We start from the raw sequence: 20567 nt of genomic DNA, 5'->3' as shown, positions 1-20567 counted from the left end.
TGAGCCCGTCGAAGGGTGGGTCCCTGAGCCCGTCGAAGGGTGGGTCCCTGAGCCCGTCGAAGGGTTGGGTCCCTGAGCCCGTCGAAGGGTGAGCCCGTCGAAGGGCTAGAGCAGCAGGTACACGGCACCGAGGATCGTCAGCACGATCACGATGCGGTCGAAGAGTCGCTGGTCCAGGCGCCGCGCCACCCGCAGACCGAGCAGCGCACCGAGCACCACGAGCGGCGCGAGGATCGCATCGGTGAGCAGCACGGGCCCGGTGAACAGCCCGATGCCGGCGAGGAACGGCACCTTGATCACGTTGATGATCGCGAAGAACCAGGCGGAGGTGCCGAGGAACACCTGGACGGGCGTCCGCGTGGCGAGGAAGTACATCGACATGACCGGACCGCCCGCGTTCGCCACCATGGTCGTGAAGCCGCCGAGCGTGCCGTAGACGCCGGCCAGCAGCGCGCCGCCCCGCGCCGCAGCCTCCTGCTCCGCCCGCGCCTGCCGCCATCGCCGCCACAGCGTCACGGCGATCATGAGCAGCAGGATCACGCCGATGGCGCGGCGCACGACCCCGTCTCCGGTCAGGGCGAGGAAGGCGAAGCCGAGGAGGAGTCCCGCGACCACCGCCGGTGCGAGGCGGAGCAACGTCGGCCAATGCGCGTGCCGTCGGTAGGCCAGCAGCGCGAACACGTCGCCCACCATCAGCAGCAGGAGGGTCGCGGCCGTGGAGGTGCGTGCGGGGAGGACCGCGGCGAACAGGGCGATCGCGAGGATGCTGCCGCCTGGAAGAGCGGTCTTCGAGATCCCGATGACGACCGCGGCCACGCCCAGCGCGGCCCAGGCCCAGGGATCGAGCGCTGTCACCGCCGGAGCTCGGCGGCGATGGCGTCATACCCGCGGTCGGTCGCGAGGTCCAGCGGCAGCACGCCGTCGCCGTCGCGGATGGTCGCATCGGCGCCGCCGTCGAGGAGCGCGCGCACCACCTCGACGTAGCGGGCGGAGCCGTCGCCGAGCACGATCGCCTCGTGCAGGGCGGTCCAGCCGAGGTTGTTGATGTGATCCGGATCGACTCCTGCGTCCAGCAGGATCTCGACCGTCGGCAGCAGACCGCGCTCGGACGCCGGGATCAGCGCCGTGCCGCCGAAGCGGTTCGTGCTGCGGAGGTCGGCCCCGTGCGCCAGGGTCATTCGCAGGATCTCGTCATGCCCGCGGGCGCCGGCGTAGAGATAGGCGGAGTCCTGGATGTCGTCCTTCGCGTTCACGTCGGCGCCGGCCTCGATCAGGAGCCGTGCCGCGTCGACGCGGTTCGCCTTGGTGGCCGCGACCAGGGGAGTCATGCCGCCGTCGCCGCGGGCCTCGATGTCGGCGCCCGCGTCGAGCGCGCGGCGGAGGGCGTCAGCGTCGCCCGCGGCGGCCGCGGCGAGCAGATCGGACGTCGCGTCGGTCATGGGAGCCTCCGGGGTCGGTGGTGCGGGATGCGACGGCGCGGCCGTGCAGGCCGAGGCGAGCAGCAGCGCGCCCGCGATGCGACAGCCGCCGCCACCCGTCGCATCCGCATGCATCCGGTATACCAAATGATCCCGGAGGTGGGCGGTTCAGCCTCGCGTAGCAGCGAGGGCGGCCGCGAACCGCGAGGCCCGCTGCTCGATGTCCGCCCAGTCCGCGTTCGCGATCGCGGCGCCGTTCGCAAGGTCGCCACCGGCCCCCACGGCGACCGCGCCGGCCGCGAACCAGTCGGCGAGGTTGTCGGGCTTCACGCCGCCCGTGGGCATCAGCGGGGCGTCGGGGAACGGTCCGCGCAGGGCCCCGAGGTAGGACGGGCCGCCGAGGGAGGCGGGGAAGATCTTCACGACGTCGACGCCCAGTTCGAGGGCCCCCATGACCTCGGTCGGCGTCATCGCACCGGTCATCACCACGCGGCCGGTGTCGAGCATGGCGCGCGTGAGGTCGGGGAGGGTTCCCGGGCTGACGAGGAAGGCGGCACCCGCGTCGGCGGCCTGGGTCGCCTGCTCCGCCGTCGTGACGGTGCCCGCGCCGATGTACGCGGCGTCCCCATGGCGGGCGATGAGCTCGCGGATCACGGCCGGCGCGTCGGGGGTCGAGAACGTCACCTCGATACCCGAGACGCCGCCGCGGATGATCGCCTCCGAGGCCTCCAGAGCCAGCTCCGGCGACGGGGCGCGGAGGACGGCGAGGATGCCGGTGGTGCGGGCGCGGGCGAGACGGTCGGACATGCTGCTCCTTGATCGAGGGGGATGCGCCCATTCTTCCGCACCGCAACTTGTCATTACAAGTAGGCGTGAAGCGGCCGGGCGACAGGCATCGTGCCCAGGCGCCTCCCACCCGCATCCCGGTACCCTGGAGGGATGGCCGAGAACCCCCGCACACCCGAGACGCGCTCCGCGACAGCGCCCGCGTCGTCCCGTTCGGGGGCGATCCGCGAGACCCGTGCCCCGCAGGTGCGCCCCGCGACCGAGGGCTGGACCCAGAAGAAGGACGCCGAGGGGCGCCCGCTGCTGCAGTTCGCGAGCCCGAAGCGCGGCAAGCCGCCGGTCCACCTCGCCGACCTCACCCCGGCCGAGCGCATCGAGAAGGTGAAGGAGCTCGGACTCCCCGGGTTCCGCGCCAAGCAGCTCGCCACGCATTACTTCCGCCACTACACGTCCGACCCCGCGGAGATGACGGACCTCCCCGCCGGCATCCGTGAGGAGCTGGTCGCCGGCATGCTCCCGCCCCTCATGACCGAGGTGCGGCGACTGGAGACCGACCGCGGCGACACCATCAAGTTCCTCTGGCGTCTGCACGACGGCGCGCTCGTCGAGTCCGTCCTCATGCGCTACCCCGGCCGCATCACGCTGTGCGTGTCGAGCCAGGCCGGCTGCGGCATGAACTGCCCGTTCTGTGCGACGGGCCAGGCGGGGCTGACCCGCAACATGTCCACCGCCGAGATCATCGAGCAGATCGTCAGGGCCAACCGGGCCATCGCGAACGGCGAGCTGGGCGGCAAGAAGCGCGACGACCACAGCATGGAGCGCGTCTCCAACATCGTCTTCATGGGCATGGGGGAGCCGCTCGCCAACTACAAGCGCGTCATGGACGCGGTGCGCACCATGGTCGCCCCGCAGCCCGACGGTCTCGGCATGAGCGCCCGCGGCATCACCGTGTCGACCGTGGGACTCGTGCCCGCGATCCGCAAGCTCGCCGACGAGAACATCCCCGTCACGTTCGCCCTGTCGCTGCACGCCCCTGACGACCACCTGCGGGACGAGCTCATCCCCGTGAACTCGCGGTGGAAGGTCGACGAGGCGCTCGACGCGGCCTACGACTACTACGCCAAGACCGGGCGCCGCGTGTCCATCGAGTACGCCCTCATCAAGGACATGAACGACCACGCCTGGCGGGCCGATCTCCTGGCGGACAAGCTCAACCAGCGCGGTCGCGGGTGGGTGCACGTGAACCCGATCCCGCTGAACCCGACGCCGGGATCGATCTGGACCTCGTCGGAGAAGGACGTCACCGACGAGTTCGTGCGACGGCTGAACGACGCCGGCATCCCGACGACCCTCCGCGACACCCGCGGCAAGGAGATCGACGGCGCCTGCGGGCAGCTCGTCGCGACGACCGAGGACGAAGCTGCCGCCGCGGCGATGGCCTGACCCCGGTTCGAATCGCTCACCTGGCTCCAAATCCGGCCCGGATGCCGCCATTCGCGCGACTCGAAGGCCTGTCCAAGGGATCTTCCACGGTATGCACAGGCGGAGTTTCGTAGATTGTCGGGATGCCCTATTCCGCCCACCGCCCGGGTCGCTTCGACTCGCAGGGTCGGATCATCCTCGACGGCGACCCGAACGCCGAGACGGATGACCTCGACTTCCTGCGCGAGTACGAACCGACCGGCGACACGTCCGCGCAGTCCGACGTCGCGTCCGACGACCCGACGCCCGAGCCGGTGACGGCGCCGGATGCCCCGGCCGACGCGGAGCCCGTCCCCGACCGGAAGGCGCGTCCGCCGCGCGTCCGGAAGCCGCGTCGCCGTCGCACCGCCGCCGAGCGCCTCCGTGCTCTCGCGATCCTCGGCGGGGCGGAGGGCGAGATCCTCGACCGGGTCCCCGGCGAGACCCCGCGCTTCGTGCAGATGTTCTTCGTGCTCGCCGGGACCGCCCTGGTCAGCGCGATCTCCATGCTCTTCGCCCTCACGACGGGCGTGCGCGCGGCGGTCTGGTTGGCGATCCCGCTCGCGATCGTGTGGGCGCTGATCATCTTCAACCTCGACCGCTTCCTGACCTCGACCATGACGTCGACCCGCAACGTCTGGAAGCTCATCGGCCTCGCGATCCCCCGCGTCATCATGGCGGCGATCATCGGTTTCGTCGTCGCGGAGCCGCTCGTGCTGCAGATCTTCCACAACGACATCTCCCGCGAGGTCGCCGCGACCAACATCGTCCAGGCGCAGGCCGACCAGGAGGCGCTCGAGACCGGCCCGGAGAAGAAGGCGCTGGACGCGGCGTCCGAGCGGGTCGCGGCGCTGGAGAACCAGGCGGCGACGGGAATCGTCGCGGGGACCGAGTCGTCGTCGGCGACCGAGTCCGCCGCCCAGTCCACGGTCGATGACCTGACGGCCAAGCTCACGGAGCAGCAGGCCGTGATCGACCAGGCGCGGACGCTGTACCAGTGCGAGCTCACGGGCGAGGGCGCGGGTACCGTCCCCGGCTGCACCGGCGTGAACGGCGAGGGCGCGAGCTCTCAGGCCGCCCAGGCCCAGCTCGCCGAGGCCCAGCAGACCTACGACGCGCTCGCGGCCCAGCTCCGCACCGCGAACGAGGAGCTCGCCGCTGCCGGAAGCGCTGCCAAGGAGAACACCACGGCCTCGGAGTCGCAGAACCGTCAGCAGGCGAAGGACGAGCTCCCGGCCGCGCGCGACACGTACGAGCAGGCGCTCGCGGCCTACAACGCCCGCGCGGATTCCGTGGCGCAGGGCAACGCCGGGGCGGTGGGGCTGCTGAGCCAGATCAGCGGCCTCAACCGCCTGAGCGAGAAGGAGCCCGCGATCCTCTGGGCGCACATCCTCATCGCGGCGCTGTTCTTCATGATCGAGTTGCTGCCGGTGCTGGTGAAGGTGCTCACGAGCTACGGCGACCCGAGCCTCTACGAGAAGGCCCTGGCCATCCGCAAGCAGGTCGCGCTGGACAAGGTCACGGCGGAGGGCTTCCGCGACCGCGCCGACATCGTCACCACTCCCGTCTCGGGCGCGGGGGCTCAGGCCACCTGACTCGTTTCGAGTCGCGCACTGTGCTCCATTCCGGCCGGATTCGGAGCAAAGTGAGCGATTCGAACGCGGGAGAGGCCTCCGGACCGGGACGCGAGCGCGAGAGAACGGATCAGGGCGACCGTGGACGGGGCGACCGTGGACGGCGCGGTCGACCACGGGGTGCCGGTCACGGCGGCCTCGATGCGGGCCAGCGGTTCGCGGAGGGCCGGGTCGTGCGTGCGGGCGTCGTCCTCGAGCCACGAGAGGAGCTCGCCGATGGTCCAATCCCGCTGAATTGGACCGAGATCGAGACCGAAGCTGGTCGTGAGAAGTGTCATTGGTCCAGAATCGGATCTCATGGACACCCTCGACAGGGCCAATGCGACGCCGGTGGCCCACGGATCGGCCTCCGGGCCCCTCGTCCAGGCCGGGGAGGTCTCCGCGACCGCCCTCGCCGCACGCCTCGGACGCTGGTCCCACGGCGACGGCACCCTCTCCACCCGACTCGCCGCGGCGATCGCCGCCCTGATCGGCAGCGGTGAGCTGCGCCCCGCCGACCGCCTGCCTGCCGAACGCGCCCTCTCCGCGGCGGTCGCGGTCTCGCGGGGCACCGTCGTGTCGGCCTATGCGTCCCTCGCCGAGCAGGGTCTCGTCGAGCGCCGGCAGGGCAGTGGGACGAGGGTGTCGGGGGCGAGGACGGCGCCCGCGGCGGACCGCCGTCCCGGCCGCGGCGAGGCCCTGTTCTCGGCTCTTCCCAACGCGATCGATCTGCTCCGCACGGTGCCGCAGATCCCGGACCTCGGTGTGCAGCTCATCCGCGACCACCAGCCGCGGCTCGACCTCGCCCTGCTCCCCGAGACCGACCCCGCGGGGCTCCCCGCGCTCCGCGAACTCATCGCCGACATGTACCGTGCCGAGGGGACGCCGACCACGCCCGAGCAGATCCTCGTGACCCACGGCGCGCAGCAGGCCATCAGCCTCGTCGTCAACGCGCTCGTGGAGCCGGGTGACGTCGTGCTCGCGGAGGAGATCACCTGGCCGGGCGTGACCGACTCCGTGGGGCTGCGCGGCGGCACCGTGCACGGCGTGCCGATGGGCGCGGACGGCCTCGACGTCGACGCGCTGGAGCAGGCGATGGCCCGGCTGCGTCCCGTGCTCGTCGCGCTCAACCCGCACCACCAGAATCCCACGGGGACGCGACTGCCCGCGGCGGCCCGGCACCGTGTGGCCGAGCTCGCCGCGCAGTACGGGGTGCCCGTGATCGAGGATCGCGTCGTCGCCGGCATCTCGTTCGACGGGGTCGTCCCGCCCACGCTCGCCTCGGAGCGGCCGGACGCCCCGGTGCTCGTCGTCGAATCCGTGTCGAAGTGGGCCTGGGCCGGGCTGCGGATCGGGTGGCTGCGGGCCGACCCGGTGCTGGTCCGGCGGCTCCGCGGCGCCCGGCAGCTCGCCGACCAATCCACGAGCGTGCCCGGCCAGCTCCTCGCGCTCGACCTCATCGCGCACGCGACGGAGCTCCGCCGCGCCAACAGCCGCGTGCACCAGGAGCGGCTCCTCCTGCTGCAGGAGCTGATGGCCGCGCACCTCCCCGACTGGACCTCTGAGACCCCGCGGGGTGGACTCTCGCTGTGGGCCGCGCTGCCTCGGGGCTCCGCATCGGCTCTCGCGCGCGTCGCCGCGGCGCACGGGGTCTCGATCGCGGGCACCGGGGCCTTCGCGGTCTCGGCCGCCGCGCCGGACGACCACGTGCGCTTGCCGTTCACCGCGCCTGACGACGTGCTCACCGAGGGGGTGCGCCGCTTGGGCGACGCCTGGCGTGAGTACCGGGAGACTCTCAGCAGCCCTGCCTAGGGTGACCGCATGACACCGGTGCCGCGCCCCACCCTCTGGATCTGCGTCGCGGGCGTGCTCGCCGTCACCGCGTACGCCGCCCTCGCCGCGGTGCAGATCCTCGTGCTCAACCCGATCGCCGCGGCTCCGGGCAGCCTCTCGCTGGACGAGGTCCGGGCCGCGATGTCGAACGCCGGGGAGAGCCTCATGGCGCCGACCGTCCTCGGCATCCTTGCCGCGGGCGTGTGCCTGGCCATCGGGACGGCGGTCGTCTGCCTCCTCACGCGGGCTCCGGCGGTGGTGGCCGGCATGACCTTCCTCGCGCTGCTCATGGGCGGGGCGCCGGCCTACTTCGTCGCGTCGTTCGGTCCGGGCATGGGGCTCGCCGACACCTTCGGCATCAGCGGCGCCGATGCCTCCCCGTGGGCCCTGCCCCTGTACGCCGTCAGCGCGCTCGCCGCGGTCGGGGTGCTGGTCGGGGCCGCGCTCACGTCCCGCCGCCGCGGACCGGCGCCTGCCACCGCCTGACGATCACGGTCGATCCGGCCCGCCGCCCCGCCGGCGGGACTAGCGTTGGTCCATGGTCAACTATCGCTATCTCGGCAACAGCGGTCTCAAGGTCTCGGAGATCACGTACGGCAACTGGGTCACGCACGCCTCGCAGGTCGAGGACGACGCCGCGGTCAAGACCGTGCACGCCGCCCTGGACGCCGGCATCACCACGTTCGACACCGCGGACACCTACGCCAACACGGCCGCCGAGGTCGTGCTCGGCAAGGCTCTGGAGGGCCAGCGTCGGGAGGGCCTCGAGATCTTCACCAAGGTCTACTTCCCGACCGGCCCGAAGGGTCCGAACGACACCGGTCTGAGCCGGAAGCACATCATGGAGTCGATCAACGGCTCGCTGCAGCGCCTCGGAACCGACTACGTCGATCTGTACCAGGCGCACCGCTTCGACTACGAGACCCCGCTCGAGGAGACGTTCCAGGCCTTCGCCGACGTCGTCCGGCAGGGCAAGGCGCTCTACATCGGGGTCTCGGAGTGGACCGCGGAGCAGCTCCGCGAAGGGCACGCCCTGGCGAAGCAGCTCGGCATCCAGCTCATCTCCAACCAGCCGCAGTACTCCATGCTGTGGCGGGTCATCGAGGGCAAGGTCGTCCCGACGTCGGAGGAGCTCGGCATCTCGCAGATCGTCTGGTCGCCGATGGCGCAGGGCGTGTTGAGCGGGAAGTACCTCCCGGGCCAGCCGGTGCCGGAGGGGTCTCGGGCGACGGATCAGAACTCGGGCGCGGGCTTCATCAAGAGCTTCCTGCAGAACGACATCCTCACCGCGGTGCAGCGCCTCAAGCCGATCGCGGAGGAGGCGGGGCTGTCGATGCCGCAGCTCGCGATCGCGTGGGTGCTGCAGAACCCGAACGTCGCGGCGGCCCTCGTCGGCGCCTCCCGTCCGGAGCAGCTCGCCGACACGGTCAAGGCCTCCGGCGTGACGCTCGACGCCGACACGATGACCGCGATCGACGAGGCCCTCGGCGACACGGTCAACCGCGACGCCGAGCACACGTACTCGGTGTCGCCGAAGTCCCGGCTCGTCTAGGCCTTCGAGTAGCGCAAATGGTCCCATTCCGTCGCGGAATGGGACCATTTGCGCTACTCGGGCGGGTTACTCCTTGACGGCCCCGGCCGTGAGGCCCTGGACGATCCAGCGGCTGGCGAGCGCGAACATCACCATCGTCGGGAGGATCGTCAGCACGGCCGCAGCGCTCATGGAGCCCCAGTCGATGTTGAACGTCGAGATGAAGCCGTTGAGCGCCGAGGGCACGGTGCGGTTCGCATCGGTGTTCATCAGCACGACCGACAGGAACAGCTCGTTCCAGCAGTTCACGAAGTTGAAGATGAACGCGGCGATGATGCCGGGGGTCATCACCGGCACGAGCACCCGGAACAGTGCGCCAAGCCGCGAGCAGCCGTCGATCATCGCCGCCTCCTCCAGCGCATCGGGGACGTTCTCGAAGAAGCCCCGCAGCATCACCGTGGAGAACGGGATGCAGATCGCGATGTAGACGAGGATGAGCCCCGGCTTGGTGTCGACGAGTCCGAGGTCGGTCATCATCGAGTACAGCGGTCCGAGGGCGATGAACGCCGGGATCATCTGCGTCAGCAGGAACGCGATGAGCACCGTGCCTTTGCCGCGGAACTCGAACCGCGCCAGCACGTAGGCGCTGAGCAGGGCGATGAGCGTCGCCACCGCGCCGGCCGACACCGCCACGATGGCCGAGTTCGCCAGGAACGTCCCGAAGGAGCTCTTCTCGAACAGGCTCGTGAAGTTGTCCAGCGAGGGCTCGCTCGGCCAGTACTCGATCGGGAAGCGGTTGATGGTCCCCGGCGACTTGAACGCGGTGAGCGTGATCCAGTACAGCGGGAACAGCGTGATGAGCAGCCACAGCCCCAGGCCGACGATACGCACCACGCCGCCCACCGAGACGCGGGGCTTGGGGCGCGGAGCGGCTTTCGGGTCGGGCACCGTGATGCGACGGGTCTCCGTGACCGAGGAGCCGGTCCGGATGGATGAGGTGATGGTCATCGCTGCACTCTCCGCATCGCCATCAGGTAGAACGCGCAGAACACCATGAGGAAGGCCACGACGATGAGCCCGATGGCGCTCGCGATGCCGTAGTTGCCCTGCTGCGTGTAGTTGATCATCCACGTCGTGATGATGTGGGTCTGGTTGGCGGGGCCGCCGTTCGTCATCGCGTAGATGATGTCGGGGAAGTTGAAGATCCAGATCACGCGCAGCAGGATCGTCAGCAGCAGCGTCATCGAGATGTACGGGATGATGATCGAGAACAGCTGCCGCACCTTGCCGGCGCCGTCGAGGCTCGCCGCCTCCAGCATCTCGTCCGGCACCGACTGGAGAGCCGCGAGGATCATGATCGCGAAGAAGGTCACGCCGTACCAGATGTTCGCGACGATCACGGCGAACATCGCGAGTTTCGGGTCGGCCAGCCACGGCAGCGGCGCGTCGATCAGGCCGGCCTTCATGAGCAGGTCGTTGACGACGCCGAACTCGGCGTTGAACATCCAGCGGAACAGCATGCCGATGAGGAAGCCGGACACTGCCCACGGGAAGAAGACCAGCGCCTGGTAGAGACCGCGGAAGCGGAACCGCTTGCGCAGGGCGAGCGCGATGAGGAACCCGATCACGAGCTGCGGCACGAGCGAGCCGACCACCCAGAGCACGGAGTTCCAGGCCACGGTCGGGAACGCCGGGTCGCGGAAGACGGCGAGGAAGTTGTCGAAGCCCACGAACGGCGTCGACGTGAGATCCCACAGGTTCCAGTCGTGGAAGGCCATGCGGGCGCCCTGCAGCATCGGCCAGTAGGTGAACCAGCAGACGAAGACGATCGCCGGCGCGAGGAACGCCAGCAGCGTGAGTGCGGTGCGGCCCCGGAAGGGGCGACGACGCGATGCCGGGGAGGCCCCGCCGGCGGTGCCGACGGAGCCCCCTTCACGGATGGTGCGGGCCACGGATCAACCCTTCTCCGCGGCGTACTTCTCGGTCCAGAACGCGTCCCACGAGGCGAGGAGGTCCTTGGTGGACATGTTGCCGAGCAGCACGCTCTGCACGTCCTGGTCGGACTTCTGGATCCACTCGGTCCACCAGCTCACGCCGCGCGGCTGACGCACGTTGACGTAGGTCTCCGGGTCCTCGGTCATGGTGACGTAGCTGGTCCAGGGGCCGGTGGAGTAGAACTCGTCGTCCGCGGCCGCCGCGATGATCGGGACGAGGCTGTTCGCCTGCGCGAACTCGGTGGCGGGCTCGGCGGACGACAGGAACTCGACGAGCTTCACCGCCGCCTCCTTGTGCTCGCTGTTCTCCGCGACACCCCAGCCGGCGACGGCGAGGGGCTGTGCGGCCTTGCCGGACGGGCCGACGAGCAGCGGCGCGGTGTCCCACTGGTCCTCGGTCAGCGAGGAGTCCTGCACCGTCGCGATGACCTCCGGGTCCTGCAGGAGGAAGGCCGTGGTGCCGTTGGTGAACCCGGCGACCATCTCGGGGTAGCCCCACGAGACGGCGGACGGCGGCGAGGCCTCCTTGAACAGGTCGAAGTAGTCGTCGACGGCCTCCTGCGCCTCGGGGGCGGCGAAGATCGTCGAGCCGTCCTCCATGAGGAACGCGTCTTCCGTGTCGAGACCGTCGATCGTGTAGGCCTCGATCGCGGCGACGACGTTGCTGTTCGCGTTCTGACCGCCGCGGAACGCGTACCCGTAGATGTTGTTCGACGGGTCCTGGATCGCCGACGCCTGCTCCAGCAGGTCCTTCCAGCTGTGCGGCGGGCCGTCGAAGCCGGCCTGCTCGACGAGGTCAGTGCGGTAGAACAGCGACAGGCCGTAGAAGCCGTAGGGGACGAAATAGCTCTTGCCGTCCTCCGCGACCGAGGCCGACTGCGCGTTCTCGGTCAGGGCGTCCCAGCCGTCCCACTTCTTCAGATCCGGACCGAGGTCGTAGAGCCAGCCGTTGTTCGCGAACGGTCCGACGGTGATGTCGCGCACCTCGAGCACGTCGACGCCCTTGCCGGACTGCAGCATCTGCTGGATCTTCTGGTCGGCCTGCTCGGTGGGCGGGGAGACGAGGTTGACGGTGATGTCGGGGTTGTCCTTCTCGAACTCGTCGAGCAGTCCGCGGAGCAGCTCGGTGCGCGCCGGGTTCGTCAGGCTCTCGACCATCTGGAGGGTGACGCTGCCGTCGCCGCCGGACGAGCCGGAGCCTCCGGAGCCTCCGGAGCAGCCGGTGAGTGCGAGGACGGCGACGGTGCCGACTCCGGCTGCGGTCGTCAAGATCTTGTTCTTCACGATGTGCCTCTCGGTGGGGGTGGGTGGGTGTTCGGGTGGGTCGTGCGGAAGGTGAAGCGGGTCAGGGGAGGATGAGGGCGTCCGCGGGGCGGATGCCGGCGCGGCGCAGGATCGCGGGGACGCAGCGCTCGACGAACGCCTCGATGTCGGAGGCCTCCGTGTACAGGTGCGCGGACAGGCGGAAGTAGCCGACGCCGCGGAAGCTGGTGAACGCGGTCTCCACGCCGACCTCGTCGAGGAGGTCCATGCGCAGCGCGTCGGCTTCCTCTCGGGTGGCGCCGAGGCCGAGCGGCAGCCGGATGAGCCGCATGGACGGCACCGCCGAGGGGAGAGGGGTCAGCGGGTCCTCGTCGCTGAAGGGGCGCAGGGCTTCGGCGATGAGCTCGGCACCGGCGTCTGCCCGTGCGGCCATGGCGTCGCGGGCGGCCGCCCATCCGAACTCCGCCTCGATGAACTCGATCGCGGTGGGGGTGGCGAGGTAGGTCGTCGCGTCGATCGTGCCCTGGGTGTCGAAGCGCTCGGGATACGGCTCGCGCGCGGCCCAGGAGTCGATCAGCGGCCAGAGCTCGTCGCGGTCGGGGGCGGTGGTGACGAGGAGGGCGGAGCCGCGCGGGGCGCAGGGCCACTTGTGCAGATTCCCGAACCACCAGTCGCCGCCGGCGACGGCCGCCGCGTCCGGGATGAGGCCGGGGGCGTGGGCGCCGTCGACGAGGGTGCGCACGCCGCGCTCGGCCGCGAGGTCGGCGATGCGGCGGGTGGGCAGCAGGCGGGCCGTGGGCGAGGTGATCTGGTCGACGACGAGCAGCCGCGTGCGCGGGGTGAGGGCGTCGGCGAAGAGCTGCACGATCTCGTCGTCATCGGCGAGCAGGGGCAGGGCGACCGTGCGGACGGAGGCGCCGAAGCGTCGGGCGAGGCGCTCGGCGCCCATGGTGATGGCGCCGTAGCCCTGGTCGGTGACGAGGATCTCGTCGCCGCTGTCGAGCTGGAGGCCGTTGTAGACGACGGTGGCCGCGGCGGAGGCGTTGGGCACGAACACGCTGTCCTCCGCGCGGGCGCCGACGAACGGAGCCGTCCGCTGCCTCGCCTCCTGCACGCGCTCCGCGATCCGAGGGAACCACTCCACGGGGCTCAGGTCGGCGCGGCGGCGCAGGGCGTCCTGGTGGGCGACCACCACCGACGGCACAGCCCCGAAGGACCCGTGGTTGAGGTGGATCACGGTCGGGTCGAGCGGCCAGGCATCGCGCGCCCGCAGGCCGGAGTTCAGCGTGAGCGGAGCGGGGAACTGCGGAGCGGGCATCGGACCTCATCGGTGAGTGGGGGCGAGTTGTTGCACAACTTTGCCACACGCCTTCGGTTTTGGCTACGAAACCGCGAAGATGAAACATAGTTGTCATACGAGTTTGCGACGCCCGGGGCGTCCGACAGACTTCACGAGGGGTGGGGGAGTGGCAGAGAGGATGACGATGAGCGCACTCGACACGGCGCTGCACGGGCTGCGGGCCCTCATCGCCGACGGCGCTCTGCGCCCCGGCGACCGGCTGCCGAGCGAGGGGGAGCTGTGCGAACGGCTCGGGGTCTCGCGGGGATCGCTCCGCGAAGCCATCCGCACGCTCGCCGCACTGGGCGTGCTGGAGACGCGGCACGGTTCCGGCAGCTACGTCAGCGAGCTCCGCGCCGCCGACCTCATCGGCAGCCTGTCCCTCACGGTCGGACTGCTGCCGATGGCCGGAGTGCTGGAGTTGACGGAGCTCCGACGGGTGCTCGAGCCCCATGCGGCGGCGCTCGCCGCGGCCCGGATCGACGACGACACGGTGGCCGCGCTCGACGAGGTGCTCACCGAGATCGAGTCGACGACGGACTTCGAGGCGCAGTCCCGCCTCGACCACGAGTTCCACATGGCCATCTCGTCGGTCGCGGGGAACGAGGCCCTGACGAGCCTGATCGACGTGCTGCGCTCCCGCTCCCGCGCCTACCGGATCTCCGACCCGGAGGATGCCGCGGAGCTCAAGATCCACTCCGACGCCGGCCACCGCGCGATCCTGCGCGGTCTCGCCGCCGCGGATCCGGTGGCCGCATCGGCCGCCGCGTCCGCTCACGTCGCCTACACCGAGTATTGGGTGCGGCGGTACTCCGGCCTCTGACTCCTGGTTTCCCGGCCGAGCCACCCTCTTTCGTGCGCCCCGGCCCTATTCGGACGTCCGGAAGGGGGTGGGCGGCACCGAAGGGGGTGGGTCGGCGAACGGGGTCAGCCGAGGTTGATGTCGACCTGGATCTCGGACGCGAGGCGCTCGAGGTCGGCACGCAGGGCGTCGAGGTCGACCGTCGGCGGGACCTTCGCGATCACCGACGCCTCGAAGAGCCTTCCGCCGGCCATCGCAGCCTCGCGGGTCTCGGTCGTGAGCTCCTCGATGCTCAGGGCGTGCGCGTTCAGCACCGCCGAGACCTCGCGCACGATGCCGGGGCGGTCGTTGCCGAGCACCTGCATCACGAGCAGCTGCTCCTCGTCCTCGGACGGCCCTGGCGTGCCGGTGAGCACCGAGAGCGTGAGCAGACCCTGGCCCTGGATCCCTCGCAGCGCGGTCTCGAGCTCCCCGGTGCGCTCCGTCGGCACGGACACCTCGATGACACCGGCGAACGTGCCGGCGAGCTCGGCGAGGGAGCTGTTCTCCCAGTTGCCGCCGTGGGCGTCGACGACATCGGCGACGGCGGCCACGAGGCCCGGACGATCGGCACCCGCGACAGTGAGGATGAGTGTGGTCATGGGGTCAGCGTAACCCGAGGATCAGTCCGCCCAGACCCCGGTCTCCAGGAACCGCTCCAATCGTGCACGGTGCGGCGCGAGGTCCCACCCCTGCTGCGCGACCCACTCGTCCGAGTAGTACGTGCCGGCGTACCGCACACCGCTGTCGCAGATCAGGGTCACGACGCTGCCGGTCTCGCCCGCGGCACGCATCCGGGCGATGAGCTGGAACGCGCCGTAGAGGTTCGTGCCGGTGGAGCCGCCCGCCCAGTGCAGGGTGCGCTCGCGGAGGAGGCGGATCGCGGCGATGGAACCCGCGTCCGGCACCTGGATCATCTCGTCAATCACGGACGGCACGAAGGAGGCCTCCACCCGCGGCCGCCCGATGCCCTCGATGCGGCTCGGCCGTCCGGCAGGCGGGTCGACCGTGCCCGCCCAGCCGTCGTAGAAGGCGGAGCCCTCGGGATCGACGACGGCGATCCGGGTGTCATGGCGGCGGTACTTCACGTAGCGGCCGAACGTGGCGCTGGTGCCCCCGGTCCCGGCGCCCGTGACGATCCAGCGGGGGATCGGATGCCGCTCCTGGGCGAGCTGGCCGAACACGCTGTCGGCGATGTTGTTGTTGCCGCGCCAGTCGGTCGCACGCTCCGCGTAGGTGAACTGGTCGAGGTAGTGCCCGGTGCAGTCCGCCGCCAGGCGCTGCGCCTCGGGTGACATGTCCTCCGCGCGATCCACGAAATGGCAGGTGCCGCCGTAGAACTCGATGAGGTCGATCTTCTCCTGCACCGTCGACCGGGGCACGACCGTGATGAACTTCAGCCCCAGCATCCGGGCGAAGTAGGCCTCCGACACCGCGGTCGACCCGCTCGACGACTCCACGAGGGTCGTGTCCTCGCGGATGCGCCCGTTGACGAGTCCGTAGAGGAGGAGGGAGCGCGCGAGGCGGTGCTTGAGGGAGCCGGTCGGGTGCACCGACTCGTCCTTGAGGTAGAGGTCGATGCCCCACTCCGGCGGCAGCGGGAACAGGTGCAGGTGCGTGTCGGCGCTGCGGTTGGCATCGGCTTCCAGCAGGGCGATCGCGGTGCTGGTCCAGTCGCTCATGCCCTCGAGCGTACCGGGGCCGGCACCGTCATTCCGGCATGGGAGAACAGCCGCCCCGCCCGGGCGAGGCGGCTCAGCCCACCGTGCCCGCGGGGGAGGCGCCGCCCGATCCGTCCACGTGCATCAGCGAAGCCTGGGACTGCTCCTGCTGGAGCTGGAACTCGAAGCGCGAGCGGTCGCCGCGGTGGTACGCGATGAAGTACTCGATCGGCAGGCCATCCTCACTGCGGCTGATGCTGCGCAGGCGGAGGAGGGCGGAGCCGGCGCTCACTCCGAGGTGCTGGGCCTGCTCGTGCGTGGCGACCGTCGCCTCGGCGGAGCGGACGCCGTGCGTGGCGATGATGCCGTGGTCGGCGAGCAGCCGGTACAGCGACGCCTCGGTGAGGTCGGCGCCGAGCGTCACCGCCCCCACCGCCTCCGGCATCCACGTGGTCGAGAGCGACCAGGGCTCGCCGTCCACGTGCCGCAGCCGCTCGAGCACGATCACCGGCGATCCGACCGGCACTTCCAGGGCGAGGGCGACCTCCTCGTCGGCGACGGTCTGCTCGTGCCGGAGGACGTCGCTGTGCACGTGGCCGCCGCGCCGCTCGACGTCGTCGTACAGCCCGACCAGCGTGTGCACGAGACTCTCGCTCGTGCGCGGGCGGGAGACGAACGTGCCCTTGCCCTTCACGCGCTCGACGAGTCCCTCGTGCTCGAGCTGGGCGAGCGCCTGGCGCACGACCGTGCGGGAGATGCCGTAGCGCTCGCACAGCCGGTGCTCGCCGGGAAGCGGATCGCCCGGCTGCAGACCGTCGCGGGCGATGCCGTCGATGATGAGCTGCCGGAGCTGGTCGTACATCGGCGCCGCGCTGTGGCGGTCGATCGCATCCTCGATGAGAGACATCAGTACGCCACCCCCGCGTGCAGGATCACGTTCGCGTAGGGGGTGAACTCCCCCGAGCGCACGAAGGCGCGGGCGGCGTGCGTGCGCTCCTTGAACTCGACGTGCGGGACGAGCTCGATCTCGAAGCCTGCGTCGGCGAAGCGCTCGCGCAGGGCGTCGAGCACCTCCGGGCTCTTCTCGGCGATCTCGGCCGACACCGTCGCCCCCTCGACCACGAGCTCCGCGAGCACCGTGTCGAGCACGTCGAGGAAGGCGGGGGCGCCGGGACGGTAGGCGAGGTCGATGCGCTCGGAGCCCGGCGGGATGGGCAGCCCGGCGTCGGTCACGACGATCAGATCGGTGTGCCCGGTCTCGCTGATGACGCGGGAGAGCGCCGGGTTGATCGTGGTCGAGGTCTTGCGCATCGTGTGCTCCTGGTTCAGTTCGCGACGGGGGCCGCGGTGCGCGCGGCGAGGAAGGCCTCGACGTCGGCGCGGTGGGGGAGGCTCGGCGAGGCCCCCTGCTTCGTGACGGTGAGGGCGCCCGCGGCGGTCGCCAGCCGCACCGCATCGGTGAGGGCCGCTCCGCTCGCGAGCGCGGCACCGAGGTAGCCGGCGTAGGCGTCGCCCGCGGCGGTGGTGTCGACGGCCTCCACGGGGAAAGGCGGGACGACGGTGGCCCCCTCGGCGGTGACGACGCACGACCCCTGCCCGGCCAGGGTGATGACCGCGGCGCCCACGCCCTGCTCCAGGAACCAGTGCCCGGCGCGTTCGGCGGAGGCGGCGTCGGTCACCTCGATGCCGCTGATGAGCGACGCCTCGGTCTCGTTCGGGGTGACGATGTCGATGCTGCGCCAGATCTCCGGTGCCAGCTCCGCCGCCGGTGCCGGGTCGAGGATCACGGTCATCCCGTGCTCGCGACCGCGCGCGGTGATGTGCGCGGTCAGCGCGGACGGGGTCTCGAGCTGGGTGAGCAGGACGGAGGTCGTCGGGGCGAGAGCCGCGAGGGCCTCGTCGATCTGCGCCGTGCTGAGGGCGGCGTTGGCGAGCGGCACCATGACGATGTCGTTCTGCGCGGAGGCGTCGACGCGGATGTGCGCGATGCCGGTGGGGCCCGGCACGGTGCGCAGGTGCGCGAGGTCGACGCCGGCCGCGGTGAGCCCGTCCACCACGAGGTCGTGGAACAGGTCGTCGCCGACGCAGCCGACGAAGCTCGTGCGGGCTCCGGAGCGTCCGGCCGCGACAGCCTGGTTCGCGCCCTTGCCGCCGAGCATCAGCGTGAACTCGTCGCCGAGGATGGTCTCGCCGCGGGCGGGGAGCCGCTGGGAGAAGGTCGTGACGTCGGCCGTCACGCTGCCGACGATGACGACGCCGGAGCGGTCGCCGGGGTGTGCGGGTGTCATCTCGCTCCTGATCCTCCTCGACAGCGCGGGGCTCCCGGTCTTTGACAAGGTTCGGGAGCTGTCATTACATTAGCCGAAGCCCCACCTGTAACGACAGGTTGCCCGCGAGGAGACCCCGATGACCGCGATCGCGCCCCGCCTGTACGTCGACAGTGCCGACACCGACCGCGTCTCGCGGCTGCTCTCCGCCGGGGTGGTGCACGGCGTCACGACGAACCCCACGATCCTCGAACGCGGCGGGCGGACGGCCGCGGAGATCCCCGACCTCTATGCCCGCTGGGTGGACGAGGGTGCACGGGAGGTCTTCTTCCAGACGTGGGGTGGCGACACGGACTCCTTCCTCCGGAACGCGGAGGGCATCCGCGCGCTCGGCGACCGGGTGGCGGTCAAGGTGCCCGCGACCGCAGCGGGGTTCGCGGCGGCCTCGGCCCTCGTCCGGGACGGGGCCACGGTCCTCGTCACCGCGGTGTACTCCGTCGCGCAGGCGCTCGCGTGCGCCTCGATCGGCGCCCAGTACATCGCGCCTTACCTCGGGCGCATGCGCGACGCGGGCATGGACGGCGACGCGCTCATCGCCCGGATGCAGGAGATGTGCGCGGGCAGCGGCTCCAACGTCCTCGCCGCATCGCTGCGCTCCGCCGACGACATCACGGGGCTGCGCGCAGCCGGGGTGCCCTACTTCACCGCCGCGCCCGACGTGCTCGACCAGCTGCTGTTCCACGAGGTGAGTGACAGCTCGGCGGCCGAGTTCGACGCGGCGATGCAGCGCCTCGGGGCCTGACGACTCAGGCCGACGCCGCCTGCCGCAGCCACCGCTCGACACCCGCGATGTGGGCCGTGGCGAGGGAGGTCGCCAGTGCCGAGTCACGCTGGGCGATGGCATCGGCGATGGCGCGGTGCTCCGACAGGGTGCGCTCCACGGCGCCGCCCTCCGTGAGACCCCGCCACACGCGCGCCCGGACCGTCTGGCTGCTCAGGTGCTCGATGAGGCTCGCGAGGTAGGCGTTGCCCGCCATGCCCACGATCTCGCGGTGGAAGCGGATGTCGTGGTCGACGAGCTCCTCGATCCCGACGGACGCGTCGACGGCCTCGACCTCCTCCTGCAGGGCGGCGATCGCTTCGTCCGTGCCGAGGGTCGCCGCGAGACCGGTGGCCTGCGATTCGAGCATCCGGCGGACGGCGAACATCTCCAGCATCGAGTCGTCGTCGTGCATGTCCACGACGAAGGCGATCGCCTCCAGCAGCAGGTGCGGCTCCAGGCTCGTGACGTAGGTGCCGTCGCCGCGCCGCACGTCGAGCACGCGGATGACCTCCAGCGCCTTGACCGCCTCGCGCATGGAGTTGCGGGACAGGCCGAGGCGCTCGGACAGCTCCTTCTCCGGGGGCAGGCGATCGCCGGGGGCCAGTTCGCCCGACACGATCATCGCCTTGATCTTCTCGATCGCCTCGTCCGTGACTGCCATGGCGCTCATCCTCGCACAACATCCGATGTCTGCGGCAGGATGGGGACATGCGCATCCTCGACTCGCACCTGCACCTGTGGGACCCGGAAGCCCTCGGGTACACGTGGCTCGAAGGGCCGCTCGCGGGGCGCTTCGGCGCCGACGAGTTCGAGCGTGCGCGGGTCGAGCGGGCCACGGACGAGCGGGCCGTGTTCGTGCAGGCCGAGACCATCGAGGACGACTTCCTCGCGGAGGTGCGGTGGGTGGTCGGGCAGGCGGAGCGCCTCGGGGTGGTCGGCATCGTCGCCGGCGCTCGGCTCGATCGCGGGACCGACACCACGGTGCACCTGGAGAGTCTCACCGCGGAGCCCCTGGTGGTCGGGGTGCGTCACCTCCTGCAGGGGGAGCCGGACGGCGTGATGCTCTCGTCGGCCTTCATCACCGGAGCCCGGGAGGTCGCGGCGCACGGGTGGACCTTCGACGCGTGCGTGCGTGCCGCGCAGCTCCCGGACCTCGCACGACTGTCGGGTGCGATCCCCGAGCTGCGGATCGTGCTCGACCACCTGGGGAAGCCGGAGGTCGGGACGGCTTCTGCTCCGCGCACGCCCTCGGTGGAGTGGGAGCGCGATCTCGCCGAGCTGGCGCGACACCCCGGGGTGTTCTGCAAGGTGTCCGGACTGCCCGCGGAGGCCGGAGGGGACTGGAGCCTCGCGCAGCTCGAACCCTTCCTCGACACCGCGGCCGACGTCTTCGGTCCCGAGCGCCTGATGTGGGGGAGCGACTGGCCCGTGTCGGCGGTCGGTCCCGCGGAGCATGACGGCACGCACGCTCCCGCCGACGGTGCACCGGTGTATCAGCCGTCCGCCCGCAGCCGCTGGGCCGACGCCGTGGCGACGTGGGCCTCCTCCCGCGGCATCGATCCCGACGCCCTCTTCCACGCCACCGCCGCCTCCGTCTACTCCCTCTAACCCCACCCCGCCCCTAAGCGGAGCGGGTGCAATATGCCACCTCCGGAGCCCCGTCCGGGCCCGTTTCTGATCCGGGCCGCATGGGTGCCGTGCCGCTCACGGTCGTCCCGGCGGTGCGCCCTTCTGGCG

General features: G+C 71.0%; 22 protein-coding genes. 8 read left to right on the top strand and 14 right to left on the bottom strand.

Annotation, left to right across the window (positions count from 1 at the left end; all coding sequences use genetic code 11):
- Window positions 1-105: 105 nt before the first annotated feature.
- From KVS71_RS11710 to KVS71_RS11700, 3 genes are read right to left on the bottom strand one after another with little or no spacing between them, the layout of a single operon-like run.
- A complete protein-coding gene (locus KVS71_RS11710) occupies window positions 106-855 on the bottom strand; it encodes a sulfite exporter TauE/SafE family protein (protein ID WP_060923668.1) in 750 nt (249 codons plus the stop codon).
- Window positions 852-1553 (bottom strand): ankyrin repeat domain-containing protein, encoded by a 702-nt coding sequence (locus tag KVS71_RS11705; RefSeq protein ID WP_217584621.1) that lies wholly within the window; start codon window positions 1551-1553, stop codon window positions 852-854. The genes KVS71_RS11710 and KVS71_RS11705 overlap by 4 nt, the downstream gene beginning before the upstream one ends.
- A 33-nt stretch (window positions 1554-1586) precedes the next feature.
- Window positions 1587-2225 (bottom strand): bifunctional 4-hydroxy-2-oxoglutarate aldolase/2-dehydro-3-deoxy-phosphogluconate aldolase, encoded by a 639-nt coding sequence (locus tag KVS71_RS11700; protein WP_060923635.1) that lies wholly within the window; start codon window positions 2223-2225, stop codon window positions 1587-1589.
- Window positions 2226-2357: 132 nt separating this feature from the next.
- Here KVS71_RS11700 and rlmN point away from each other — a divergent pair, with 132 nt between their 5' ends.
- Window positions 2358-3647, top strand: a complete 1290-nt coding sequence (rlmN, locus tag KVS71_RS11695; protein ID WP_231919663.1) for a 23S rRNA (adenine(2503)-C(2))-methyltransferase RlmN — start codon at window positions 2358-2360, stop codon at window positions 3645-3647.
- 122 nt (window positions 3648-3769) lie between these two features.
- The gene (locus KVS71_RS11690; RefSeq protein ID WP_217584620.1) at window positions 3770-5260 is read left to right on the top strand and encodes a DUF4407 domain-containing protein; all 1491 of its coding nucleotides are present in this window, start codon (window positions 3770-3772) and stop codon (window positions 5258-5260) included.
- On the opposite strand, the gene KVS71_RS11685 is transcribed toward KVS71_RS11690, so the two are convergent.
- A complete protein-coding gene (locus tag KVS71_RS11685) occupies window positions 5248-5577 on the bottom strand; it encodes a hypothetical protein (RefSeq protein WP_217584619.1) in 330 nt (109 codons plus the stop codon). The two genes, KVS71_RS11690 and KVS71_RS11685, sit on opposite strands and share 13 nt — an antisense overlap.
- Window positions 5578-5596: 19 nt before the next feature.
- On the opposite strand from KVS71_RS11685, the gene KVS71_RS11680 reads away from it, so the two are divergent.
- Genes KVS71_RS11680 through KVS71_RS11670 form a run of 3 tightly spaced genes read left to right on the top strand, consistent with a single transcriptional unit; the run spans window position 5597 to window position 8663 of the window.
- Window positions 5597-7090: a PLP-dependent aminotransferase family protein gene (locus KVS71_RS11680; protein WP_217584618.1), complete on the top strand. Its 1494-nt coding sequence runs from the start codon at window positions 5597-5599 to the stop codon at window positions 7088-7090.
- A 9-nt stretch (window positions 7091-7099) separates the two neighbouring features.
- Window positions 7100-7597 (top strand): hypothetical protein, encoded by a 498-nt coding sequence (locus tag KVS71_RS11675; protein ID WP_060923270.1) that lies wholly within the window; start codon window positions 7100-7102, stop codon window positions 7595-7597.
- 52 nt (window positions 7598-7649) lie between these two features.
- Window positions 7650-8663 (top strand): aldo/keto reductase family protein, encoded by a 1014-nt coding sequence (locus KVS71_RS11670; protein ID WP_217584617.1) that lies wholly within the window; start codon window positions 7650-7652, stop codon window positions 8661-8663.
- Window positions 8664-8729: 66 nt separating this feature from the next.
- Here the strand turns inward: KVS71_RS11670 and KVS71_RS11665 are convergent, their stop codons facing one another.
- The 4 genes from KVS71_RS11665 to KVS71_RS11650 all read right to left on the bottom strand — a co-directional run bounded on the left by KVS71_RS11665 (window position 8730) and on the right by KVS71_RS11650 (window position 13217).
- Window positions 8730-9650, bottom strand: a complete 921-nt coding sequence (locus tag KVS71_RS11665) for a carbohydrate ABC transporter permease (protein WP_217584616.1) — start codon at window positions 9648-9650, stop codon at window positions 8730-8732.
- Complete coding sequence (locus tag KVS71_RS11660) at window positions 9647-10594, bottom strand: carbohydrate ABC transporter permease (protein WP_025105358.1); 948 nt, start codon at window positions 10592-10594, stop codon at window positions 9647-9649. The genes KVS71_RS11665 and KVS71_RS11660 overlap by 4 nt, the downstream gene beginning before the upstream one ends.
- A gap of 3 nt (window positions 10595-10597) precedes the next feature.
- Window positions 10598-11920, bottom strand: a complete 1323-nt coding sequence (locus KVS71_RS11655; protein WP_217584615.1) for a sugar ABC transporter substrate-binding protein — start codon at window positions 11918-11920, stop codon at window positions 10598-10600.
- A gap of 61 nt (window positions 11921-11981) precedes the next feature.
- Entirely contained in the window at window positions 11982-13217 is a 1236-nt protein-coding gene (locus KVS71_RS11650) for an aminotransferase class V-fold PLP-dependent enzyme (protein WP_217584614.1), read from the bottom strand.
- A 166-nt stretch (window positions 13218-13383) separates the two neighbouring features.
- Here KVS71_RS11650 and KVS71_RS11645 point away from each other — a divergent pair, with 166 nt between their 5' ends.
- Complete coding sequence (locus KVS71_RS11645) at window positions 13384-14061, top strand: FadR/GntR family transcriptional regulator (protein WP_060922368.1); 678 nt, start codon at window positions 13384-13386, stop codon at window positions 14059-14061.
- A gap of 104 nt (window positions 14062-14165) precedes the next feature.
- Here KVS71_RS11645 and KVS71_RS11640 read toward each other — a convergent pair whose 3' ends face one another.
- From KVS71_RS11640 to KVS71_RS11620, 5 genes are all read right to left on the bottom strand, one after another.
- Window positions 14166-14681: a glycine cleavage system protein R gene (locus KVS71_RS11640; RefSeq protein WP_062637081.1), complete on the bottom strand. Its 516-nt coding sequence runs from the start codon at window positions 14679-14681 to the stop codon at window positions 14166-14168.
- A gap of 21 nt (window positions 14682-14702) precedes the next feature.
- Window positions 14703-15761: a PLP-dependent cysteine synthase family protein gene (locus KVS71_RS11635; RefSeq protein WP_102209423.1), complete on the bottom strand. Its 1059-nt coding sequence runs from the start codon at window positions 15759-15761 to the stop codon at window positions 14703-14705.
- Between the two features lie 73 nt (window positions 15762-15834).
- On the bottom strand, window positions 15835-16647 hold the full coding sequence (locus tag KVS71_RS11630) for a GntR family transcriptional regulator (protein WP_025105364.1): 813 nt from the start codon (window positions 16645-16647) through the stop codon (window positions 15835-15837).
- Window positions 16647-17051: a D-ribose pyranase gene (gene rbsD, locus KVS71_RS11625; RefSeq protein WP_105950520.1), complete on the bottom strand. Its 405-nt coding sequence runs from the start codon at window positions 17049-17051 to the stop codon at window positions 16647-16649. The genes KVS71_RS11630 and rbsD overlap by 1 nt, the downstream gene beginning before the upstream one ends.
- 14 nt (window positions 17052-17065) lie before the next feature.
- The gene (locus KVS71_RS11620) at window positions 17066-18028 is read right to left on the bottom strand and encodes a ribokinase (RefSeq protein ID WP_136051837.1); all 963 of its coding nucleotides are present in this window, start codon (window positions 18026-18028) and stop codon (window positions 17066-17068) included.
- Between the two features lie 118 nt (window positions 18029-18146).
- Here KVS71_RS11620 and KVS71_RS11615 point away from each other — a divergent pair, with 118 nt between their 5' ends.
- Window positions 18147-18809, top strand: coding sequence for a transaldolase family protein (locus tag KVS71_RS11615; RefSeq protein ID WP_025105367.1), 663 nt, complete (start codon window positions 18147-18149; stop codon window positions 18807-18809).
- A 4-nt stretch (window positions 18810-18813) separates the two neighbouring features.
- Here the strand turns inward: KVS71_RS11615 and KVS71_RS11610 are convergent, their stop codons facing one another.
- Window positions 18814-19491 carry a FadR/GntR family transcriptional regulator gene (locus KVS71_RS11610; RefSeq protein WP_025105368.1) on the bottom strand — a complete coding sequence of 226 codons (678 nt, stop codon included), beginning with the start codon at window positions 19489-19491 and terminating at the stop codon, window positions 18814-18816.
- 47 nt (window positions 19492-19538) lie between these two features.
- Between KVS71_RS11610 and KVS71_RS11605 the strand changes: the two genes are divergently transcribed.
- Window positions 19539-20438 (top strand): amidohydrolase family protein, encoded by a 900-nt coding sequence (locus KVS71_RS11605; protein ID WP_217584613.1) that lies wholly within the window; start codon window positions 19539-19541, stop codon window positions 20436-20438.
- The last annotated feature ends 129 nt before the right edge of the window (window positions 20439-20567 follow it).

The sequence above is a fragment of the Microbacterium sp. GbtcB4 genome (assembly GCF_019091465.1).
GTDB classification, from domain to species: Bacteria; Actinomycetota; Actinomycetes; order Actinomycetales; family Microbacteriaceae; genus Microbacterium; species Microbacterium paraoxydans.
The sequence above is the reverse complement of the archived record's forward strand: the minus strand, read 5'-3'. Positions and strand labels throughout refer to the sequence as shown.